19 protein-coding genes and 1 other RNA gene are annotated in these 20,265 nt (G+C 64.3%); 12 read left to right on the top strand and 8 right to left on the bottom strand.

The genetic code is table 11. The annotated features are described in order from the left end of the window. The first annotated feature begins 22 nt into the window (after nucleotides 1-22). The 6 genes from ABWW33_RS30520 (at nucleotide 23) to ABWW33_RS30495 (ending at nucleotide 4,639) form a co-directional block, all read left to right on the top strand. Entirely contained in the window at nucleotides 23-916 is an 894-nt protein-coding gene (locus ABWW33_RS30520) for an SDR family oxidoreductase (RefSeq protein WP_353405211.1), read from the top strand. 121 nt (nucleotides 917-1,037) lie between these two features. Further along, the gene (gene ribBA, locus ABWW33_RS30515) at nucleotides 1,038-2,147 is read left to right on the top strand and encodes a bifunctional 3,4-dihydroxy-2-butanone-4-phosphate synthase/GTP cyclohydrolase II (RefSeq protein ID WP_176653577.1); all 1,110 of its coding nucleotides are present in this window, start codon (nucleotides 1,038-1,040) and stop codon (nucleotides 2,145-2,147) included. 26 nt (nucleotides 2,148-2,173) lie between these two features. After that, on the top strand, nucleotides 2,174-2,662 hold the full coding sequence (gene ribH / locus ABWW33_RS30510) for a 6,7-dimethyl-8-ribityllumazine synthase (protein WP_176653578.1): 489 nt from the start codon (nucleotides 2,174-2,176) through the stop codon (nucleotides 2,660-2,662). 37 nt (nucleotides 2,663-2,699) lie between these two features. Further along, on the top strand, nucleotides 2,700-3,170 hold the full coding sequence (nusB, locus tag ABWW33_RS30505; protein WP_353405209.1) for a transcription antitermination factor NusB: 471 nt from the start codon (nucleotides 2,700-2,702) through the stop codon (nucleotides 3,168-3,170). Between the two features lie 238 nt (nucleotides 3,171-3,408). Further along, nucleotides 3,409-3,948: a hypothetical protein gene (locus ABWW33_RS30500; protein ID WP_353405208.1), complete on the top strand. Its 540-nt coding sequence runs from the start codon at nucleotides 3,409-3,411 to the stop codon at nucleotides 3,946-3,948. A gap of 184 nt (nucleotides 3,949-4,132) precedes the next feature. Then, nucleotides 4,133-4,639, top strand: a complete 507-nt coding sequence (locus ABWW33_RS30495; protein WP_353405207.1) for a hypothetical protein — start codon at nucleotides 4,133-4,135, stop codon at nucleotides 4,637-4,639. 63 nt (nucleotides 4,640-4,702) lie between these two features. On the opposite strand, the gene ABWW33_RS30490 is transcribed toward ABWW33_RS30495, so the two are convergent. Beyond that, nucleotides 4,703-5,593, bottom strand: a complete 891-nt coding sequence (locus ABWW33_RS30490) for a transglycosylase SLT domain-containing protein (RefSeq protein WP_413448967.1) — start codon at nucleotides 5,591-5,593, stop codon at nucleotides 4,703-4,705. Nucleotides 5,594-6,089: 496 nt separating this feature from the next. On the opposite strand from ABWW33_RS30490, the gene ubiD reads away from it, so the two are divergent. Continuing rightward, a complete protein-coding gene (gene ubiD / locus ABWW33_RS30485; RefSeq protein WP_353405206.1) occupies nucleotides 6,090-7,574 on the top strand; it encodes a 4-hydroxy-3-polyprenylbenzoate decarboxylase in 1,485 nt (494 codons plus the stop codon). 15 nt (nucleotides 7,575-7,589) lie between these two features. After that, an RNA gene (ffs, locus tag ABWW33_RS30480) (signal recognition particle sRNA small type) lies at nucleotides 7,590-7,688 on the top strand. Nucleotides 7,689-7,740: 52 nt separating this feature from the next. Here the strand turns inward: ffs and ABWW33_RS30475 are convergent. After that, the gene (locus tag ABWW33_RS30475; protein WP_353405205.1) at nucleotides 7,741-8,394 is read right to left on the bottom strand and encodes a DUF2987 domain-containing protein; all 654 of its coding nucleotides are present in this window, start codon (nucleotides 8,392-8,394) and stop codon (nucleotides 7,741-7,743) included. A 116-nt stretch (nucleotides 8,395-8,510) separates the two neighbouring features. Here ABWW33_RS30475 and dnaX point away from each other — a divergent pair, with 116 nt between their 5' ends. The 4 genes from dnaX (at nucleotide 8,511) to ABWW33_RS30455 (ending at nucleotide 13,445) form a co-directional block, all read left to right on the top strand. After that, nucleotides 8,511-11,177: a DNA polymerase III subunit gamma/tau gene (dnaX, locus tag ABWW33_RS30470; protein ID WP_353405203.1), complete on the top strand. Its 2,667-nt coding sequence runs from the start codon at nucleotides 8,511-8,513 to the stop codon at nucleotides 11,175-11,177. Nucleotides 11,178-11,226: 49 nt separating this feature from the next. Next, a complete protein-coding gene (locus ABWW33_RS30465; RefSeq protein ID WP_176653583.1) occupies nucleotides 11,227-11,553 on the top strand; it encodes a YbaB/EbfC family nucleoid-associated protein in 327 nt (108 codons plus the stop codon). A gap of 21 nt (nucleotides 11,554-11,574) precedes the next feature. Beyond that, nucleotides 11,575-12,165 carry a recombination mediator RecR gene (gene recR / locus ABWW33_RS30460; protein ID WP_176653584.1) on the top strand — a complete coding sequence of 197 codons (591 nt, stop codon included), beginning with the start codon at nucleotides 11,575-11,577 and terminating at the stop codon, nucleotides 12,163-12,165. Nucleotides 12,166-12,227: 62 nt separating this feature from the next. Further along, nucleotides 12,228-13,445 carry a CaiB/BaiF CoA transferase family protein gene (locus ABWW33_RS30455; protein WP_176654053.1) on the top strand — a complete coding sequence of 406 codons (1,218 nt, stop codon included), beginning with the start codon at nucleotides 12,228-12,230 and terminating at the stop codon, nucleotides 13,443-13,445. Here the strand turns inward: ABWW33_RS30455 and ABWW33_RS30450 are convergent. From ABWW33_RS30450 to ABWW33_RS30425, 6 genes are all read right to left on the bottom strand, one after another. After that, the gene (locus ABWW33_RS30450) at nucleotides 13,442-14,098 is read right to left on the bottom strand and encodes an FkbM family methyltransferase (RefSeq protein ID WP_353405202.1); all 657 of its coding nucleotides are present in this window, start codon (nucleotides 14,096-14,098) and stop codon (nucleotides 13,442-13,444) included. The genes ABWW33_RS30455 and ABWW33_RS30450 overlap by 4 nt on opposite strands. Nucleotides 14,099-14,112: 14 nt before the next feature. Then, a complete protein-coding gene (locus ABWW33_RS30445) occupies nucleotides 14,113-15,111 on the bottom strand; it encodes a phytanoyl-CoA dioxygenase family protein (RefSeq protein ID WP_353405201.1) in 999 nt (332 codons plus the stop codon). A gap of 9 nt (nucleotides 15,112-15,120) precedes the next feature. Next, on the bottom strand, nucleotides 15,121-16,200 hold the full coding sequence (locus ABWW33_RS30440; protein WP_353405200.1) for a radical SAM protein: 1,080 nt from the start codon (nucleotides 16,198-16,200) through the stop codon (nucleotides 15,121-15,123). Then, complete coding sequence (locus ABWW33_RS30435) at nucleotides 16,187-17,137, bottom strand: hypothetical protein (protein ID WP_353405199.1); 951 nt, start codon at nucleotides 17,135-17,137, stop codon at nucleotides 16,187-16,189. Before ABWW33_RS30435 ends, ABWW33_RS30440 begins: the two co-directional genes overlap by 14 nt. Nucleotides 17,138-17,206: 69 nt before the next feature. Beyond that, entirely contained in the window at nucleotides 17,207-19,399 is a 2,193-nt protein-coding gene (locus ABWW33_RS30430; protein ID WP_353405198.1) for a putative bifunctional diguanylate cyclase/phosphodiesterase, read from the bottom strand. A 1-nt stretch (nucleotide 19,400) separates the two neighbouring features. Further along, nucleotides 19,401-20,265 (bottom strand): response regulator (locus ABWW33_RS30425; protein WP_353405197.1); only part of this gene is annotated, 865 nt, incomplete at its 5' end.

Raw genomic sequence — 20,265 nt, 5'->3', positions numbered from 1 at the left:
CATCACTTCGAAAGGAAATCCCATGCGCTTACTCGTTACCGGTGCGTCCGGCTGGATCGGCTCGGCCACCGTCACCGAACTGATCGCCGCAGGACATCATGTTCTTGGGCTGGCCCGATCGGATGAAGCCGCCGCCAAAGTTGACAAGCTGGGCGCCGAAGTGGTTCGCGGCAGCCTGGATGACTTGGTCAGCCTGCGCGCGGCCGCCGGGCGGGCAGAGGGCGTGGTGCACCTCGGCTACAGCCACGACTTCTCTCAAATGGCGGCCGCCGCGCGGATGGACCGCACGGCCATCGAGACGTTCGCCGATGTGCTGGAAGACTCGAATGGTCCGCTGCTCATCGCCTCCGGCACGCTGGGGCTGGCTACGGGGCGGATCGGCACGGAACGCGACATGCCCAATATCTCGATGCATCCGCGCCTGGGGAATGCGGCGTACACGCTGAGCCTGGTGGAGCGCGGCATTCGGGCGATGGTGATGCGCTTTTCGCCGACTGTGCACGGCGCCGGCGGCGATCATGGATTCGTCTCCGTGCTCGCCAGCATCGCGCGCAAGAAGGGCGTGTCGGCGTACATCGGCGATGGCCGGAACCGGTGGTCCGCGGTGAACCGGCTGGATGCAGGCAAGCTGGTTCAACTGGCGATCGACAAGGCTCCTGCGGGCAGCGTGCTGCACGCTGTTGGCGAGGAAGGCGTCGCCACGCGGGAGATCGCTGCTGCGCTGGGCCAGTTTCTCAATGTGCCGGTGACGACAATCCCGGCGGACCAGGCGCGCGAGCATTTTGATTGGCTCGGCATGTTCTTCGGCCTGGATGCGGCCGCATCGAGCGCCGCCACCCGCGAGTTGCTGGATTGGCAACCACGGCATCCGACACTGCTGGAAGATATCGCAGCCGGGCACTATCGAGGAGAATAGGACTGTCACCACGTTGGGCAGCGGTTTTTCGCGGAAAAACCGGCGTTTCCGGTTGGGGTGGCGTAAATCCTTTAAAATAGCGGGTTAAGAAACGTTCTAGCTCAGCTACAAAGGATTAAAAATGTCTATTTCCAGCACCGAAGAAATCGTCGCCGAACTGCGCGCTGGCCGCATGGTGATCCTGGTCGACGAGGAAGACCGGGAAAACGAGGGCGACCTGGTGCTTGCGGCGGACTTTGTCACGCCTGAAGCCATCAACTTCATGGTCAAGCACGCGCGTGGCCTGGTCTGCCTGACGCTGACCGAGGAGCGCTGCGACCAGTTGAACCTGTCGATGATGTCGGCCCGTAACGGCACCGCCTTCGGCACCAACTTCACGGTGTCGATCGAGGCGGCCGAGGGCGTGACCACCGGCATCTCGGCGGCCGACCGCGCCAAGACCATCCAGGTGGCCGTGGCCAAGGACACGCTGCCGTCGGACATCGTCCAGCCGGGCCACATCTTCCCGCTGAAGGCGCAAAAGGGCGGCGTGCTGATGCGCGCCGGCCATACCGAAGCCGGCTGCGACCTGACCTCGATGGCCGGCCTGACGCCGGCCTCGGTGATCTGCGAGATCATGAAGGACGACGGCACCATGGCGCGCCTGCCGGACCTGCTGGAGTTCGCCAAGGAACACGGCCTGAAGATCGGCACCATCGCCGACCTGATCCACTACCGCAGCCGCAACGAGTCGCTGGTCGAGAAGATCGGCGAGCGTCCGCTGAAGACGGCGCAGGGCGACTTCCGCATGATCGCCTTCCGCGACAAGCCAAGCGGCTCGGCACACCTGGCGCTGGTGCACGGCGACATCGAAAAGAGCAAGGAAACCCTGGTGCGCGTGCACCAGCCGGTGTCCATCCTGGATATCCTGGAATCGGAAGCGACCACCCACTCGTGGAACCTGTCGTCGTCGCTGGCGGCGGTCAAGGCGTCCGAGCGCGGCGTGATCGTGCTGCTCAATTGCGAAGAGACGGCGGAGCAGTTCTTCGCCCAGTTCGACGCGCTGGGCAAGCCGGAAACCAAGCCGAAGGGCCGCGCTGCCAGCATGGACCTGCGCAGCTACGGTATCGGCGCGCAGATCCTGCGTGAAGTCGGCGTCTGCAAGATGCAGCTGCTGGCCAGCCCGCGCAAGATGCCGTCGATGACGGGCTTCGACCTGGAAGTGACCGGCTACCTGGCCAAACCGAACTAACAACCCAACATATAAAGAGGCACTCCATGACTGTAGGAAGCTACGAAACCAATTTGTCCGGCGATGGCCTGCGTGTCGGCATCGTCCAGGCCCGCTTTAACGAGGACGTCTGCCACGGCCTGCTGTCGGCCTGCCTGGCCGAACTGAAACACCTGGGCGTGGCCGATGAAGACGTGCTGCACGTGACCGTGCCGGGCGCGCTGGAAGTGCCGCTGATCCTGCAGAAGATGGCGGAGTCGCAGCAGTTCGACGCGCTGATCGCGCTGGGCGCGGTGATCCGCGGCGAAACCTATCACTTCGAGCTGGTGTCGAACGAATCGGGCGCGGGCATCACCCGTATCGGCCTCGATTATGGTATTCCTATCGCCAACGCGATCCTGACCACCGAGACCGATGAGCAGGCCGAAGTGCGCATGGCCGAGAAGGGCGCCGACGCGGCGCGCGTCGCGGTTGAGATGGCCAATCTGACCATCGCCCTGGAAGAGCTGAACCAGGACAACGGCGACGACGAGTAATCAGTAATTTTGTAAGTATTTAAGAACAGGTATAACCATGACAGATAAAATTTTGCACGCCAACCCTAGCAAGAACCGTACGCCGCGCCACCGCGCGCGCGAGTTTGCGTTGCAGGGTTTGTATCAGTGGCTGCTGAACAATGAAGACGCCGCCACCGTGGTGAACAACATCCGCGCCGCGCACGGCTTCGACAAGGCGGACGGCGATCACTTCACTGTGCTGCTGTACGGCGCGATCAAGGATTCGGTGGCGCTGCGCGAAAGCTTCGCCTCGCTGGTCGACCGCGGCGTGGCGGAACTGTCCCCGATCGAGCACGCCGTGCTGCTGATCGGTGCGTTCGAGCTGAAGAACAACCTGGAAATCCCTTACCGCGTCGTCATCAACGAAGCGGTCGAGCTGACCAAGTCCTTCGGCGGTATCGATGGCCATAAATATGTCAACGGCGTGCTGGACAAGCTGGCTGCCAAGGTTCGTCCCGACGAGGTCGCCGCCGACAAGAAACGCTAAGCGGCGTCCGGTACTGTTAAAAGCCACCCAAGGTATCTTGCGGTGGCTTTTTTTATATTTGCTTTGACGGGCAGAGGAGGGCGCAGCAGTATCGCTTGGTTTTAAGCTAACTTGAGGCGATATCATCGAACTGAATCGACCATCCGGCCCGCAGGCCTGGCGACGGCGAGGCTGGCTGGCGCTGATCGGCTGCGCGCATATCGTGGCGTTTCTCTGCTGGCGGACGCCTGAGCGGCCTTTGGCGGCCCCCGTGGCGCCCCAGGCGGGCATCACCTATATCCTGGCCCCTGTCCAGCCGCCGCCTGAGCGGCCGAAGACGGCACAGGCGCCAGTCAGGCGGTTGCGGGAAGCGCCGGCGTCGTCATCGTTGCCGGCGCCGGCACCGGCGGTGCATCCGACCGTGCCGCAGGCCATCACCCAGACAGCGCCACCGCCCGATCCCTTCGCCTTGCCGGCCAAGCCGGACGAGGATTTGCGGCAGCGCGCCCTGAAAAGCGCGGCCGCCGTCGACAAGCAGCTGCGCAAGGAAGCCTGGAATCCGCGCGACAAGTTCGTCGCCAACGACCAGACCGCGCTGGCGGCCAAGATCGGCGGCGCCTACATCGGCGGCGGCTCGGTGACGTACGAGGAGGTCAGCCTCCCCGACGGACGCCATATGACCAAGATCCACGGCCCCGCCGGCACCTACTGCGCCTACATGGAGTCGAACGCGCTGACCGGTGGCCGCGATCCCTTCCGCGACGGTGTCAAGACCAAGGTCGGCACCTGCCCAATGTAAGCTAACTAGAGGCCATATCATCGAACTGAATCGACCATCCGGCCCGCAGGCCTGGCGACGGTGCGGCTGGCTGGCGCTGATCGGCGGCGTGCATATCGTGGCGTTTCTCTGCTGGCGGGCGCCTGAGCGGCCTTTAACGGCGTCTGTGGCGGTCCGCGCGCCGGTCACTTATATTCTGGCGCCGATGCGGCGTCTCCCGCCGGAGCGGCCGAAAACGGTGCAGTCTTCGGAGCGCATGCGGCCGGTGCGGCCAACGAACGCCCGCAGCGTCGAACCGGCACCGATGCCGCTGCTGCCTCCGCCTCCGGCCGCGCCGCAGCCGCAAGCCATTACCCAGGCCGCGCCGCCCGATCCCTTCGCATTGCCGGTCAAGCCTGAGGACGACCTGAAACAGCGCGCGCTGAAAAGTGCCTTCAACGTCGACAAGCAACTGCGCAAGGAAGCCTGGACGCAGCGCGACAGGGCGGTCGTCAACGACACCACGCCGCTGGCGGCGGCCATCGGCAGCGCCTACGTGGGCGGCGGCAGCGGCGCGATCGGGGAAATGGTCATGGCCGACGGCTCACGCGTGACCAAATGGCGCATGCCGGGTGGCGGCACCGCGTGCATCTACAAAGAGCCCAACACCTTCAGCGGCGGTCGCGATCCGTTCCGGGATACCGGGAGGGCCTCGGTCCGGTCTTGTCCATAGGCGGAGTACGGACGTAAAAAAGCCACCTTGCGGTGGCTTCGTCGTTGCTGCCCTACATATATATTAGAGGCCGGCGATCTGGGTGCCGCTGACCGACTTTTCAGCCGCCGCCACCGGTGGCACCGGCTTGACTGGCGCTGCGGCCATCATCGGGGTAATGGTTGGCACTTTCTTACCTGCCGAAACCTGCTTCAGGCGCTGGTACTCGGCCAGCACTTTCGAGCCGTAGCCGTCGTCGTGCTCGAAAGCTCCGGCGCCGACGTAGATCTTCAGGCCGGCTTCCACCGAACCGCCGCGGGTCACGTAATCCTTCAGGATCAGCGAGCCGACACGGATGTTGGCCACCGGGTTCAGCGCTGCCTGCAGGCCGCCCATTTCCTGGAATTTGTCGTGGTGCACTTTCGACATCACCTGCATCAGGCCTTGCGCGCCGACCGGGCTTTCCGCGAACGGATTCAGGCCCGATTCAATCGCCATCACCGCCAGGATCAGCAGCGGATCAAGCTTGATCTCGCGTGCCGTCAGGTAGGCGGTGGACACCAGCATGTTGGCGGCGTCGCCGGCTACGCGGTAACGCTTGGACAGCCAGGAGGTAACCCATTGTTGCTGCTTCTGCGTGCCCAGCAGGGCTTTTTCTTCGGCCGTCAGCGGCGCCGGGCTGGGAACCGGTGCCGAGGCTGGCGTTTCCATCAGGGCCGACAGCGGCGGCGCCACGACGGCAACGGCTTCTGCTTCTGGTTCGTGGTTCAGGCTGTTGCTCAATGCCTTGGCCAGGTCCGGACGGACAAACAGGACTGCCATCACTACTAAAGCGGTTACACCCAAAATGGTCAGAGTATGTTGGGCGGTGGTTAACACGCCTTTTGCCGAAACGCGAGTCGTGGAAAACCACGTTGCTGGCTGGCGAGCCATGGTGCGGGCAAACTGCGTTGCACCGGTGATGCGATTGATCATATAGTTCCCCTGAAATGTCCGTAAAAGCGGGTCCCTGCCAGCGTTGAACGCAGCTAAACCGGGTGCTAATGCCGTGCATCAGAAATATCTCATCGTCCGCCGCCGCTGGGAGCGCGCGTTGGACGCCGTCATTGTTTGCTTGAGCTGATCTTTCCCTGTGGTATTCGATCAGTGGCAATACAACTTCTTTCGGGGGTAAGGCAGACGCCTTTTGAAAACACTCCTTAAAATGTCATGTGGAGCCCCGACTCCGTGAATGAATAAGCAACACATGTATGTGGTTCGTTTAGCGATCTAAGTTCGCGCTGAACCGTGTTCTCTTCAAGTAGGGCAAATTGTAGAAGCCGTTTTATATCAAGTCAATACTAACGCAATCGAAAGCTATAACTTTTAAATCTTACTTTTTTGCTTGTATTGCGCCTAAAACCAATAAAATCAACTACTTGACCTGTCTTTTTAAACAGTATGCTGCGTTGTAAGAAATAATTAAAAAACGATGAAATATTCTGATCTGCGAGATTTTATTTCTCAACTGCAACGAATGGGCGAACTTAAGCCCATTTTGATCCCCGTTTCACCGTATTTGGAGATGACCGAGGTTTGCGACCGCACTTTGCGGGCCGCCGGACCGGCTTTGCTGTTCCAGAACCCGACCGGCCACAGCATCCCCGTGCTGGGTAATCTGTTTGGCACCGAGCGCCGCGTGGCGCTGGGCATGGGCGCCGACAGCGTCAGCGAGCTGCGCAAGATCGGCCACGTGCTGGCGCGGCTGAAGGAACCGGAACCGCCCAAGGACTTCAAGGATTTGATGGGCATGGGCTCGCTGGTGAAGGCCGTGTGGGACATGGCGCCGAAGGAACTGCGCGGCGCGCCGTGCCAGGAAATCGTCTGGGAGGGCGCCGATGTCGATTTGTCGAAATTGCCAATTCAGCATTGCTGGCCCGGCGATGTCGCGCCGCTGATCACCTGGGGCCTGGTGATCACCAAGGGTCCTAATAAGAAGCGGCAGAACCTGGGCATCTACCGCCAGCAGGTGCTGGGTCCGAACAAGGTCATCATGCGCTGGCTGGCGCATCGGGGCGGCGCGCTGGATTTCCGCGAGCACGCCATACAGAGCAAGGGCAAGCCCTATCCGATCTGCGTCGCGCTGGGTGCCGATCCCGCTACTATATTAGGTGCGGTCACGCCGGTGCCGGACAGCCTGTCGGAATACCAGTTCGCCGGCCTGCTGCGCGGCAGCCGCACCGAGCTAGTCAAGGCCATCGGCAGCGAACTGCGGGTGCCGGCGTCGGCCGAGATTGTGCTGGAAGGCCATATCTATCCTGACGAAAACCACCCGAGCGGCTACGAACACGCGCTCGAAGGTCCATACGGCGATCACACCGGCTATTACAACGAGCAGGACTCGTTCCCGGTGTTTACCATCGACCGCATCACGATGCGCCGCGATCCCATCTATCACTCTACTTATACAGGCAAGCCGCCGGACGAACCGGCGATCCTGGGCCTGGCGCTGAACGAGGTGTTCGTGCCGCTGCTGCAAAAGCAGTTTTCGGAGATCACCGATTTCCACCTGCCGGCCGAAGGCTGCAGCTACCGCATGGCGGTGGTGCAGATCAAGAAGCAGTACGCCGGCCACGCCAAGCGCGTGATGTTCGGGGTGTGGAGCTTCCTGCGCCAGTTCATGTACACCAAGTTCATCGTGGTGGTGGACGAGGACGTCAACATCCGCGACTGGAACGAGGTGATCTGGGCGATCACCACGCGCGTCGATCCGACCCGCGACACCACGCTGGTCGACAACACGCCGATCGATTACCTGGACTTCGCCTCGCCGGTGAGCGGCCTGGGCAGCAAGATGGGCATCGACGCGACCAACAAGTGGCCGGGCGAAACCACGCGCGAATGGGGCACGGTGATCACCATGGCGCCCGAAGTGAAAGCACGGGTGGATCAGATTTGGCAGGAGTTGGGCCTGTAGGGTATAATCACCCTCGGCGGGCCCCTGCGCATTGTGGCATGGCTAACCTGGTCAGGTCGGGAACGAAGCAGCCACGGCTATTAACCATAAGTGCCGCAGATCAGGCTCGCCTCCTTCGGGATATTAAAAAAGCTGCCATGGGCAGCTTTTTTATTTGCTTCCTTATTTACTCACTATCCAATTCCGCCTCGAACGGCCGCTCGGACGCCACCATCAGCGGATTTTCCTTCAGCCATGCCGATTCGGGTTTCAGCTTGATCTGGTTTTTGGCATCGGTGCTGTAGACCGTCGTGCCGACCTTCAGCTGCGCCGGCTTGCTGAACTTGAACACCACCACCTTGACGCTGGGCGCGAACATGCTCAGCGCACCCGCCATCTTCTTGATCGCCTGGTTCATCTGGCCGACGCTGCCCATCACCGGCGCATAGTTCCACTGCGTGCCTTCCGGCAGCGGCGTGGTGACGTCGTAGTTGACCTGCGACTTTTCTTCCTTCGGCAGGCTGGTCATGATCTTGGTGTCGTCGGTCATCCATTTGGAATTCGGCACCAGCGTCATGCGGAAGTCGGGCGACAGCGCCGGCAGCGGCTGGCGTTCGGCGCCGTGGACCACGGTCAGCACCACGTCGGCCGGCTTGTAGTTCTTGTTTTTCGGCTTGACGGTGATATACAGGTTGATCTTGTCGCGCTCGGGGGCCGGCAGGGCGTAGAACTTGTCGATGCGCAGGTCTTCGACCAGCTTCTTATATGGCAGCCATTCGCGCTCGTCGGCGTGGGCTGTGAGGGAGAACAACAATGGCAGGAGGAGGGCTGATTTTTTCATTTTTGTCATGTTAAAAGAAAAACAAATTGTAAGGCCTGATCGCCGACTTACCTAATCCGGTCGCGGCTTGTTACAATTGCCGCTTTGGCACCCGCTATCTACGGTAAAATTCCAGCATGTCCTATCAAGTCCTCGCCCGTAAATACCGCCCCAAGAATTTCGAAACGCTCGTCGGCCAGGAGCACGTCGTGCGCGCGCTGACGCACGCCTTGCACAGCGGCCGCCTGCACCATGCCTATCTGTTCACCGGAACGCGCGGGGTCGGCAAGACCACCTTGTCGCGCATCCTGGCCAAGTCGCTCAATTGCGTCGGCCCGGACGGCACCGGCGGCATCACGCCGACGCCATGCGGCGTGTGCGAAGCGTGTACGGCGATCGACGCGGGGCGCTTTGTCGATTACATCGAGATGGATGCGGCGTCCAACCGCGGCGTCGACGAGATGGCGCAGCTGCTGGAGCAGGCGGTGTACGCGCCGAGCAATGCGCGCTTCAAGGTCTATATGATCGATGAGGTGCACATGCTGACCAACCACGCCTTCAACTCGATGCTGAAGACGCTGGAGGAACCGCCGGAGCACGTCAAGTTCATCCTGGCCACCACCGATCCGCAAAAGATCCCGGTGACGGTGCTGTCGCGCTGCCTGCAGTTCAATCTGAAGCAGATGCCGCCGGGGCACATCATCGGCCACCTGGAAAACATCCTGGGCCAGGAAGGTATCAACTTCGAACAGCCGGCCTTGCGCCTGCTGGCCGCCGGTGCGCACGGTTCGATGCGCGACGCGCTGTCGCTGACCGACCAGGCGATCGCCTACGCCGCCGGCGCCGTGACGCTCGATGCGGTGCAGGGCATGCTGGGCGCGCTGGACCAGTCTTACCTGATTCGCTTGCTCGATGCGCTGGCCGCGCAGGATGGCGCGGATCTGCTGGCCGTGGCCGATGAGATGGCCACGCGCAGCCTGTCGTATAACGGAGCCTTGCAGGATCTGGGTACCTTGCTGCATCGGATCGCCCTGGCGCAAACGGTGCCGGCCGCGCTGCCGGACGATTTGCCGGAACACGCGGATATCGTCCGCCTGGCCGGTGCGTTCGACGCCGAAGAGGTGCAACTGTATTACCAGATCGCCGTGCATGGCCGCAATGAATTGGGTCTGGCGCCGGATGAATATGCAGGGTTCTCGATGACCTTGCTGCGCATGCTCGCCTTTCGGCCCGGCGTAGGCGGGGCAGAAGGACAACCCGCCGCAGCGCCGGCGATGTCGCGCCAGGCGGCGATGGCATCGGCACGCGCCGCTGCCGGTGCGCCGCCTGCGCGCGCGGCCGCGCATGTGCAAGCGAGCCACGCGAGCGTGACGCCGCCGGCGGTGGTTGCCGGCGCTGTTGCCGCGATGGCGCGGGCCGATGCTGCGGCATACACCGCACCTGCAAACCCGTCTGCCAGTGTCGCGCCGGCTGCGGTGACTGCGCCGCAAGCGCCGGCAGCGGTTGCCGTGCAAGCCGCACCGCAGGCGAACGCCGCGGCTCCAGTTGCTCCGCAGGCCGCAGCAGCTCCAGCGGCGCCGCTGGCCGCAGCAGTTCAAGCCGCGCCGCAGCCTGCCCAAGCCGCGCCGCAGCCTGCCCAAGCCGCGCCGCAGGCTGCCGCTGCGCCAGCCGCACAGCCGCCCGCCGCGCCGCCGCCAGCGAACGCACCTGCCGCACCAGCCGCGCCGATCAGCACCGCACGCGCCGCGATCAATGCGGCGCTGGAAGCTGCGCGCGCTGCGTCCAAGCCTGGTGCGCGGTCGGCATCGCAGGCAAGCGCCGCGCCGGCCGCTTCGGCGCCACCGGCCGCCGCCGCACCAGCTCCGTCGGCTGCACCATACACCGCACCCGCGATGGCCGCACCGCCGGCTCCCGCGCCACAAGCGCCTGCCGCGTCGTACACGCCGCCGAGCGCATCGGCTATCGCACCGTCGCGGCCCGCGCCGTGGGACGATATGCCGCCAGCCGCCACCATGGGCGGCGACGCGCAAGCGGCTGTCCTGGAAGCGCCTGTTCGCCAGGCCGTGGTACAGCCGGTACAACAAGCCGCACCGGCCGCCGCGCCCCAGTACGTCGCCCCGGCCGCGCAGTCCGCTCAACAGCAGGCCGATGAGGAAGACGACCTGCCACCCTGGGTGACCGAATTTTCCGACGACAGCGCCGTAGCGCAATCGGCCCCGGCGCAGGCTTACGCGCCGCCCGCAGCGCAGTCGCAGCCGCAAGCCCACAACCAGGCGCCGGCGCCACTGTCCTATGCCGATGAGGCGCAAGCGGTCGTCATGCCCGCCCGCGCCGCGCCGGCCCCCGCCAAGGCCCCGCACGCCTATGTCATCACCCCGGTTCCGGAACTGAACTGGGATGGCAACTGGCCGGCCGTAGCCGCCGCCTTGCCGTTGCGCGGTGTGGCCCAGCAATTGGCGATGCAGGCCGAGCTGATCGACTGCTCCATCGACGGCAACGCGGTGGTGTTCAAGGTGCGCGTGCCGATCGAAACCTGGCGCACGCCCGGCAACGTCGAAAAGCTCACCGTCGCGCTGACCGAACGCTTCGGCCGCCCGGTACGCGTGGACACCGAACTGGGCGCCGTCTGGTACACCGCCAGCGCCGAAGCGCAAGCGCATCGCGAAGCATGCCAGCGCGCCGCCGAGGACGTGGTGGCCAATGATCCCTTTGTGAACAGCATGATCCGCGAGTTCGATGCCTGGGTCGTTCCGGGATCGATCGTGCCGCCGGCCGCTTCGGCACCTGCCGCGGCCGCCAACTGATCACACCCTTAATTTTCAAAAACTCGTTTCCAAACACGGAGTATCCATCATGATGAAGAACCAACTGGCTGGCTTGATGAAACAAGCGCAAGCAATGCAGGACAACATGAAGAAGGCGCAGGACGCGCTGGCCCTGATCGAAGTCGAAGGCCAATCCGGCGCCGGCCTGGTGAAGGTCGTCATGACCTGCAAGAACGACGTCAAGCGCGTCACGATCGATCCGTCGCTGCTGGCCGACGACAAGGACATGCTGGAAGACCTGGTCGCCGCCGCCTTCAACGACGCCGTGCGCAAAGCCGAAGCCACCTCCGCTGAAAAGCTGGGCGGCCTGACCGCCGGCATGAATCTGCCGGCCGGCTTCAAGATGCCTTTCTAAGGACAGCGTCAGCCTGACTCCATGTCCAAATCGCTGGAATTCCTGACGGAAGCGTTGCGCCGTCTGCCCGGCGTCGGCCCCAAGTCGGCGCAGCGGATGGCGTTTCACTTGCTGCAGCATGACCGCGAAGGCGCGGACATGCTGTCGCGCGCATTGCATCAGGCCGTGAGCGCCGTGCATCACTGCGCGCTGTGTAATACCTTCACCGAGGAAGACATCTGTGACACCTGCAACGACGAGCAGCGCGACCGCCGCCTGCTGTGCGTGGTGGAGACGCCGGCCGACCAGTTGATGATCGAGCAGACCCTGACCTACAAGGGCTTGTACTTTGTGTTGATGGGACGGCTGTCGCCGCTGGACGGCATCGGTCCCAAGGATATTCACCTGGAAAAACTGGTGGCGCGCGCCGCCGACGGCCTGGTCACCGAAGTGGTGCTGGCCACCAACTTCACCAACGAAGGCGAGGCGACCGCGCACTATATCAGCGAGCTGCTGAAGGCGCGCGGCCTGAACGTCAGCCGGCTGGCGCGCGGCGTGCCGGTGGGCGGCGAACTCGAATACGTGGACGCGGGCACCATCGCCCGCGCGATGCTGGATCGAAGGGCGACATGACTGAAAAGATCTCTGGGAAGGAGTCTTCCCCTGCAGGGGAAGACCGCAAGCAGGCAGGCGGCATGCCGCCTGAAACCCCTGCTGGCCCCCTTGCCGGTATCAAGGTACTGGAACTGGGCACGCTGATCGCGGGCCCTTTTTGTGCGCGCATGCTGGCCGAGTTCGGCGCCGAGGTGATCAAGATCGAGTCGCCCGACGGCGGCGATCCGATCCGCAAATGGCGGGTGCTGAAGGACGGCACGTCGCTGTGGTGGTCGGTGCAGTCGCGCAACAAGAAATCGCTGACGCTGAACCTGAAGGATGCCCGCGGCCGCGCCATCGCGCGCCAGCTGGCGCTGGAGGCGGACATCATCATCGAGAACTACCGTCCCGGCGTGCTGGAAAAATGGGACATCGGCTACGAGCAATTGAAGGCGGTCAATCCGGCCACCATCATGGTGCGTCTGTCGGGCTTTGGCCAGACCGGGCCGATGAAGGACTTGCCAGGCTTTGGTGCCATCGGCGAATCGATGGGCGGCTTGCGCTACGTGTCCGGCCATGCGGACCGGCCGCCGGTGCGGGTGGGCGTGTCGATCGGCGATTCGGTGGCGGCACTGCACGGCGTGATCGGCGCGATGATGGCGCTGCGTCACCGCGACGCGACCGGGGGCAAGCTCAAGGGCGAAGGCCAGATGGTTGATGTCGCCTTGTACGAATCCGTGTTCAACCTGATGGAATCGCTGGTGCCGGAGTTCGACCACGCCGGCGTGGTGCGCGAGCGTACCGGCGGCGCCTTGCCCGGCATTGTGCCATCCAACACATACACGACCAGGGATGGCGAGAACATCGTCATCGCCGGCAATGGCGATGCGATCTTCAAGCGGCTGATGCTGGCGATGGGCCGCATCGACATGGCCGGCGACAAGGAACTGGAACGCAACGACGGCCGCGTCAAGCGCACGCAGGAAATCGACGACGCCATCCAGGCCTGGTGCGACACGCACGACATCGACAGCGCGCTGGCGGTGCTGAAGGCGGCCGATGTCCCGGCCGGCAAGATCTATTCGGTGCGCGACATGATGGTCGATCCGCAGTTCATCGCGCGCGAGATGTTCGAGCAGCACCACTTCGCCGACGGCACGCCGGTCAAGCTGCCGGCGATTTCGCCCAAGCTGTCGGCCACGCCTGGCCACACCAAGTGGATCGGTCCGGCGCTGGGCCAGCACAACGACGAGGTGTTGCAGTCGCTGGGCTACAGCGCGCAGGACATCGCGGCCATGAAGCAGGACGGCGTGCTTTAACGACGCCGTGCGGCGCTGCGCCAGGCCGCATAATTGCCCGGCAACGGTTCGCCTGGACCGAGGTAGCCATCGTCGATGCCGAAGTCATGGATGCGCCGGTAGCCGCGCGCTTCCAGCAGGTGCTGGATGGCCTCGCGCACCGGTTGCCGGTTGTGCTCGACCGTCAGCAGGCGCAATCGATATTCGTCGAACGGAAAACTTTTCAGTATCGCCAGCTCCGAGCCTTCTGTGTCCAGGCTCCAGTAGTCGATGACGGCTGGCGCTTTGTGTTCCTTCAATATCGAGGCTATCGTACGCGCCGGCTTGCGCACGGCGTTCAGCGGGCCGAACAGCGAGCGGGCATAACGCAGCATCGCCGGCGGATATTCCTGCAGTATGCCGCCCAACATGTTGGCGTTTTCCACGAAATCCACTTCACCCGCCTGATCGTAGAGACAGCTGTGCACACAGATGCAACGGCGATTCGCTTGCAGCAACCGGAAATAACGGTCGTTGGGTTCGATGCAGATGCCGCGCCAGCCGTACGCCGATTCTAGCAACAGCGTGTTGCTGGAGCGGATGCCGTCGGCCGCACCGGAGTCGAGGAAGTAGCCGCCGCGCATGCCGTTCAATACCGACAGCACGAAATGGTCTTGCCCCAGCTGCGAGCTCATCGCGGTCCTTTTTTCTAGCGGCGGGAACGGCGCAACGCGGCGGACCGCCAGGCTGCGTATGGCTCGGTGGCATCGGCGGTTCGCTCGGGCGCCGGCGGAGGGCGGCGGAAGGCATCGTTGCGGCGATGGCCGTACAGCATCGTCACGTTGACGCGGCGGCTTTCGTAGTCGTCGCGAAAGCGGCAGGCGGCGGTGCCGTGGAACAGGTCGGAGTTGAAGATGATCGCACGGTTCTGCCGGTACGGAATGTAGCGGGCACTCGCCTGGACCGAACCGAGGTAGCGGCGTATCAGGTCCGGTCTGCGGTTGTAGCTGGTGAAGTCCCAATCCGGCGGCGCCTCCACATCGTAGATGACCATGCCGCCGCTTTCGGGATCGAGGTTGGCGTCGTCCGGCGTCAGCCAGAAGTTGACGTTGATGGCGGCGAAGTCGGCATGGATATCGTCGCCGGGCAGCAGCGGCGGATATTTGTAGGCCCACATTTGCGTCAGGCGGTGGCGCTCGCCGATCAGCTGCGGCAGTGTGCGGCGCAACGCGTGCGCGATCTGGCGCAGCAGCGGGCAGTTGAAGCCGTTGTGATACAGCGCGCCCAGGCGGCCGTGCGAATACCGCAGCGACGACCATATCGTCGACTCAAGACAGAAGCGGCGCAATCCCTCCAGCGCCTCCGCCGACAGGAAGTCGTCAATGACGACGATGCCCGGCGCCTGGGTCTGATACGCCTGTTCCACCTCGGCGCCTTGCCATGTGCCGGAGAACGGTTGCTCGACGCGCGGCGTGGGGCGCAGGTAGACCGTGCGGTTGTAGACGGCGCCGATCTGTATCTGCTCGGCCAATGTCAGCTGTTCGCGCCGGCTGATCTTGCTGGCGGCCAGTTGGTCGGCAATCTGACGGTAGCGCTTTACGATGGGCGTGAATTCGGTTCCCAAGGCCCCCAGGCGCTGCAGATAGGAAAACTGGGCGACGTCGTGGCGCAGCTTGGCAACGGAAAGTGGGGAGGACGCCTGCGTCATCTCGCGGTCCTAGGCGTTGACTGCCGCAGACAGTTTGCCCAGCGTGTCCGGGATGTGCACGTTGTCGAGCCAGGCCGCCTGCAGCACGTCGGCGATCATTTCCTGCCAGTGCTCGGCGATGACCTTGCGCACGGCGTCGTCGTGGTACAGGCGCTGGCACATCTGGCATTGGTGCGCGTACATGCCTTCCCAGCTGATCGAAGGGTCGTGCGTGGCCGCCCAGGCGACAATCTTGGCCGGGCCCTGATGGTGTATCCACAGTTTCAGGAAGTCTTCCTCGGCGTCGAGGATGGCCCGGCGCAGGAATTGCGGTTGCGCGGTATCGGCAACGTTGAGCTCGGGGATGACGCGCAGGCCCAGGCCGCAGCAGGCGCCGATGCGGCCGTCCGCCTGCAGCGTGTAGGTCTTCAGCACGCTGGAACAGCCGCCGCGTATCGCCGCCGCCTGCACGTCGCAGGCTACGCCTTCGGGATATTGATAAATCGTTTCGTGGCGCAGCGGCATCCAGGGGCTGCTCAATATCGTCAGCGCCTCGAACTGGTGGGGCGGCAGCGTGGCGATGAGTGGATGCTCCAGTATCAAGTCCGGCGTGATGCCGCGGTCCTGCTTCAGCTCCATCATCACGTGGGTTCGGAACCGGCGTTCGCAGGCGGCCACGCAGGCCAGGACCACGCGCTCCAGCGGCACGAAACGGACGTGCTCGTCGCCGGTGCTGTAGTTGATTTCGGACAGGCCTGCGTCGATCAGTTCGGCGAGCCTGGCGCGGGCGGTCTCCAGGCTGGTGGCCCAGTGCGCGTTGGTGACCAGCCGCACGGGAAAGTCATGATCGGCGGCGCGGCGGATACCCAGCAACAGCGTTTTCCATTCCAGCGTGGCTTCGCCGCCGGTGAAAACGATGTTGTGGAAATTCAGATGCCTGGCCTCGTCGATGGCGGCCAGGACCACGGCAGGCCCCAGCCGGGTGCGGTCGCGCGGGCTGGAGAGCGTGCCGCAGTCGGCGCATTCGGCCGGGCAGGTGAAGGTCGGCATGATGGACAGCGTGTGGCCGCGCCGGCGCAGCATCGCCGTTTCCGTTTCAGCGGGAGACATTGAATTGCTCGTCGACGATGTTGAGGATGCCGCGTGCCTGCAACGTTGCCGCGTACTGCACCAGCGCTTCGATGGTGACGCGGATGTATTCCTGGCCGCGGTAGGGATCGAAGCGGGAATCGTCGTCGGTGCCGGTGTCGGTGCCACCGTCCGTGCCGTCGTCGGTTCCGTCGTCCGTACCATCGTCGGTGCCTGTATCCGTGCCGGTATTGGTACCGGTGTCGGTGCCCGTATCGGTGCCGGTGTCCGTGCCGGTATCGGTGCCATCGTCGGTGCCGTCGTCCGTTCCGTCATCGGTGCCCAGATGGGTGCCGGTCTGGGTGCCGTTGCCGTCGGTGCGCACTTCCGTGCCGTGCTGCGTGCCGGGGCCGGTGCCGATGGTGGCCGAACTGTGCTCGAAGCTTTGCGTGCTGTTGGAGTCGTTGATCGTCCGGTGGTCGGTAGGCACCAGGAAACCGCTGGCGAAGATCGGGCTGCTGGTGAACAGCATCGCCTGTTCGACGCCGATGGTGGCGAACGGCGAGGCGCTTTCGATTCCGCTGCGTATCAGCGCAAGCACCACATGGTCGCCGCCATGTTCGACGACGGCATGGCCGAAGGCGGTCATGAATTCATTGCGGCTGGGAGTACGGTGGCGGTTTTCGCCCGCGTAGTCGCTCAGCCAGCGCAGCAGGCGCCGATTGGACAGCAACGCATACACCAGCTGGTTGCTGACCGAGCTGCGCTGCTCCGGCAGTTGGCCGCCATCGACATATTCGGCCAGCACCTGCGCCGGATCGGTGACGAACTGTTCGCGCAGCAGGTAATCCTGCGCCATCGCCTTGAACAGCGCGTCCACCCTGCGCGCGACGCCTGCCGCCCGCAGCACCAGCGGCCGTCGATGGGCATGCCGCTCGGGCGCGAACACCAGGCGGAAGGAATGTTCTTTGTCGTCCATACGAACTCCTGTGATCGGTCAGCGGTCTATTCATCATAGACAGCTGAGCCGGCGGCGGAGGGACGGGCGTCAAAGCTGAGCAGGGAACTTTATCTTGGGCGCGGTGTCGTTGGCCGCGGTTCCGACCAGGGCGAACTGGTTGCCGAGCATGATGTTGATCGATTCCGGCGGCGACGGGTGGCCGAGGTAGTAGCCTTGCGCCATGTCGCAGCCGTACTCTTCCAGCAGCACGAGCTGGGCGTCGGTCTCCACGCCTTCGGCTACCACCGCCATCTTCAGGCCATGCGCCATGGCGATGATGGCGCGCGTGATGGCGGCGTTTTCCGAATCCTGCGGCAGGCCGCTGATGAAGCTCTTGTCGATCTTCAGCGCGCGCACGTCGAAGCGCTTCAGATAGTTCATCGACGAATAGCCGGTGCCGAAATCGTCGATCGACAGATACACGCCGATGGCGCGCAATTGCTCCAGCGTGACCATGGTGGCGCGGGCATCGTCCATCAGCGTGCCTTCGGTCAGCTCCAGCTCCAGCAACTCGGGCGGCAGGCCGGTGTCGTGCAGCGTGGAGATGACGATCTGCGTCAGGTTCTCGTCCTTGAACTGCTTGGCCGACAGGTTGACGGCGACGCGCACCGGCCGCTGGCCGATCGCCTGCCACGCCATCGCCTGCCGGCATGCGGTGCGCAGCACCCATTCGCCGATCGGCACGATCAGGCCGGTTTCCTCGGCCAGCGGGATGAACTCGGTCGGCGAGATGATGCCGCGCTCGGGATGGCGCCAGCGCACCAGCGCCTCGACGCCGACGATCTGCGAGCTCTGCACGTCGATCTGCGGCTGGTACAGCAGGTACAGCTCGTCGTTCTGCAGCGCCTTGCGCAAGCCCACTTCCAGCTTGACGTGGCTCATGATCTGCATCGTCAGCGAGGAGCTGTACAGCTTGGCGTTGTTCTTGCCGCAGTTCTTGGCGTGGTACATCGCCGTGTCCGCATACTTGAGCAGCGAGTTGCAATCCTCGCCGTCCTCCGGATACAGCGAAATGCCGATGCTGGCGGTGACGAAGATTTCATGCGCCCCCAGCAGGAAGGGGCGGCGCATCGCCTCCTTGACGCGGTGGGCGACGTTGAGCGCGTTCTCGACCCGCTCCAGGTCCGGGATCAGGATGGTGAACTCGTCGCCGCCCAGACGCGCCAGGTTGTTGCCGCCGAGCTCGGTGCGCGAGACCAGGTCGCTGGGGCGCGTGGTTTCGCGCAGGCGCTCGGAGACGGCTTTGAGCAGGTGGTCGCCGACGTCGTGGCCCAAGGTGTCGTTGATGCGCTTGAAGGCGTCCAGGTCCATGAACAGCACGGCGAACTTCTTGTTGGCCTTGCGCGACCGCACCAGCTCGGCTTCCAGCGTTTCCAGGAAGGCTTGCCGGTTGGGGATGCCGGTCAGGCTGTCGCAATAGGCAAGGCGGCGGATCTGCTCTTCGGTGCGCTTGCGCTCGCTGATGTCGCGCACCAGGCCCAGCACCTCGTCGGCGCCGGTGGCCACCAGCCGCGCCTCGAAGTGCCGCACCGGCGCGGGGGCGGCATGCTCGCCCTGGCGCACGCGCGGCGCGGCGCCGGGTATCGGCAGCTCGTAGTCGAGCGAATGGATGTGCTGCGTCTCGAGCACGGTCTGCACCTGCTCCAGCATGTGCCGGGCGATATCCTCCGGCAACACCTGGCTCAGGTGGCGGCCGACGCAGTGGTCGCTGGAAAATACGCCGCTGGCCTCGTGGCCTTGTTCGTAGTCCAGGTAGTAGCCGTCCTTGTTCATGCGGAAGAAGGTGTCGGGGATCGCCGCCAGCACCGCGCGGTGGTGGGCGTCGGCGATGCGCAGGCGGGTGATGGCGTCGCTGGCGCGCAGCACGTACAGCACCCGGTGGCCCAGGATGGGCCAGTTGATCGGCTTGGAGACGAAATCGGTGGCGCCGGCCTCGTAGGCCTGGGTCACCGATTCCAGTTCGTCGCCGCCGGTGACCATGATGATGGGCACGGTCGTCTGCGTTTCCAGCCGGCGGATTTCGCGGCACACGGCAAAGCCGTCCATGCCGGGCATTTCCACGTCCAGCAGCACCAGGTCCGGCGCCATCGCCTGATAGCAGGCCACGGCCTTGTCGCCGTTTTCGGCCTCGACCGCGTCGAGGCCGACCTGGGCCAGCATTTCCAGCATCAGCAGCCGCATCACGGGATCGTCGTCGACGACCAGCACCAGGCCGCGCTTGGGGGAGGTTGAGCTTGCCATGTCATATTTCCTTTTCCAGGATAGCTCCCAACGCCTGCCGCACGGCCTGGAAAGAACGGTCCATGTCCGCCAGCAGGGCAGCGGCGCCGGCGGTGGTGTCGTGACGCGCCAGCTGCTCCATCTCCTTGCAGCGCTGCGCCATCACGTCGGCGCCGACGTTCGCGCTGCTGGACTTGAGACTGTGCGCGGCCTTGCGGATCTGGCTGATGTTGCCGATGGCGATGGCTTGCCGCAGCGTTTGCAGGTGGGTGGGGGTGTCGTCGAGATAGGCTTGCAGCACCCGTTCCAGCAGCGCGTCGCCATGGACGGCGCTGAGGGCGCGGATGTTTTCCAGCGCCTGCCGGTTGATCTGGCCGCCGGGCAGGTCGCCGGTGGCGGCGGCTTCCTGCGGGGCCGGCATGCGCGGCAGGCTGATCCAGCGCGAAATGGTTTGTCCCAGCGCCTGCTGGGTGAACGGCTTGCTCAGGTAGTCGTCCATGCCGGCGGCCAGGCAGGATTCGCGGTCGCCCTGCAGCGCGTTGGCGGTGATGGCGATGATCGGCAGGCTGCGGGCGCGGCCGCGCTGCTTTTCATGGCGGCGGATTTCATTGGTCGCGGCAAAGCCGTCCATGACCGGCATCTGGCAATCCATCAGGATCAGGTCGTAATCGCCGTGCAGCACCGAGCGCAGCGCTTCCTCGCCGTTGCAGGCGCGGCTGACGTCCAGTCCCAGCCCTTCCAGCATGGCGCTGGCCACCTCGACGTTGACCGGATTGTCTTCGGCCAGCAGCACCTTGCGGCGCCGGCGCGCACGGGGCGCCGGCGTCGGGCTGGAACTGAGCGCGGCCAGCGGCGGCGCGGCCGGCGCGGCGTGCGCCCCGCTGCGG

This window comes from Duganella hordei (assembly GCF_040369125.1).
GTDB classification, from domain to species: Bacteria; Pseudomonadota; Gammaproteobacteria; order Burkholderiales; family Burkholderiaceae_D; genus Rugamonas; species Rugamonas hordei.
The sequence above is the reverse complement of the archived record's forward strand: the minus strand, read 5'-3'. Positions and strand labels throughout refer to the sequence as shown.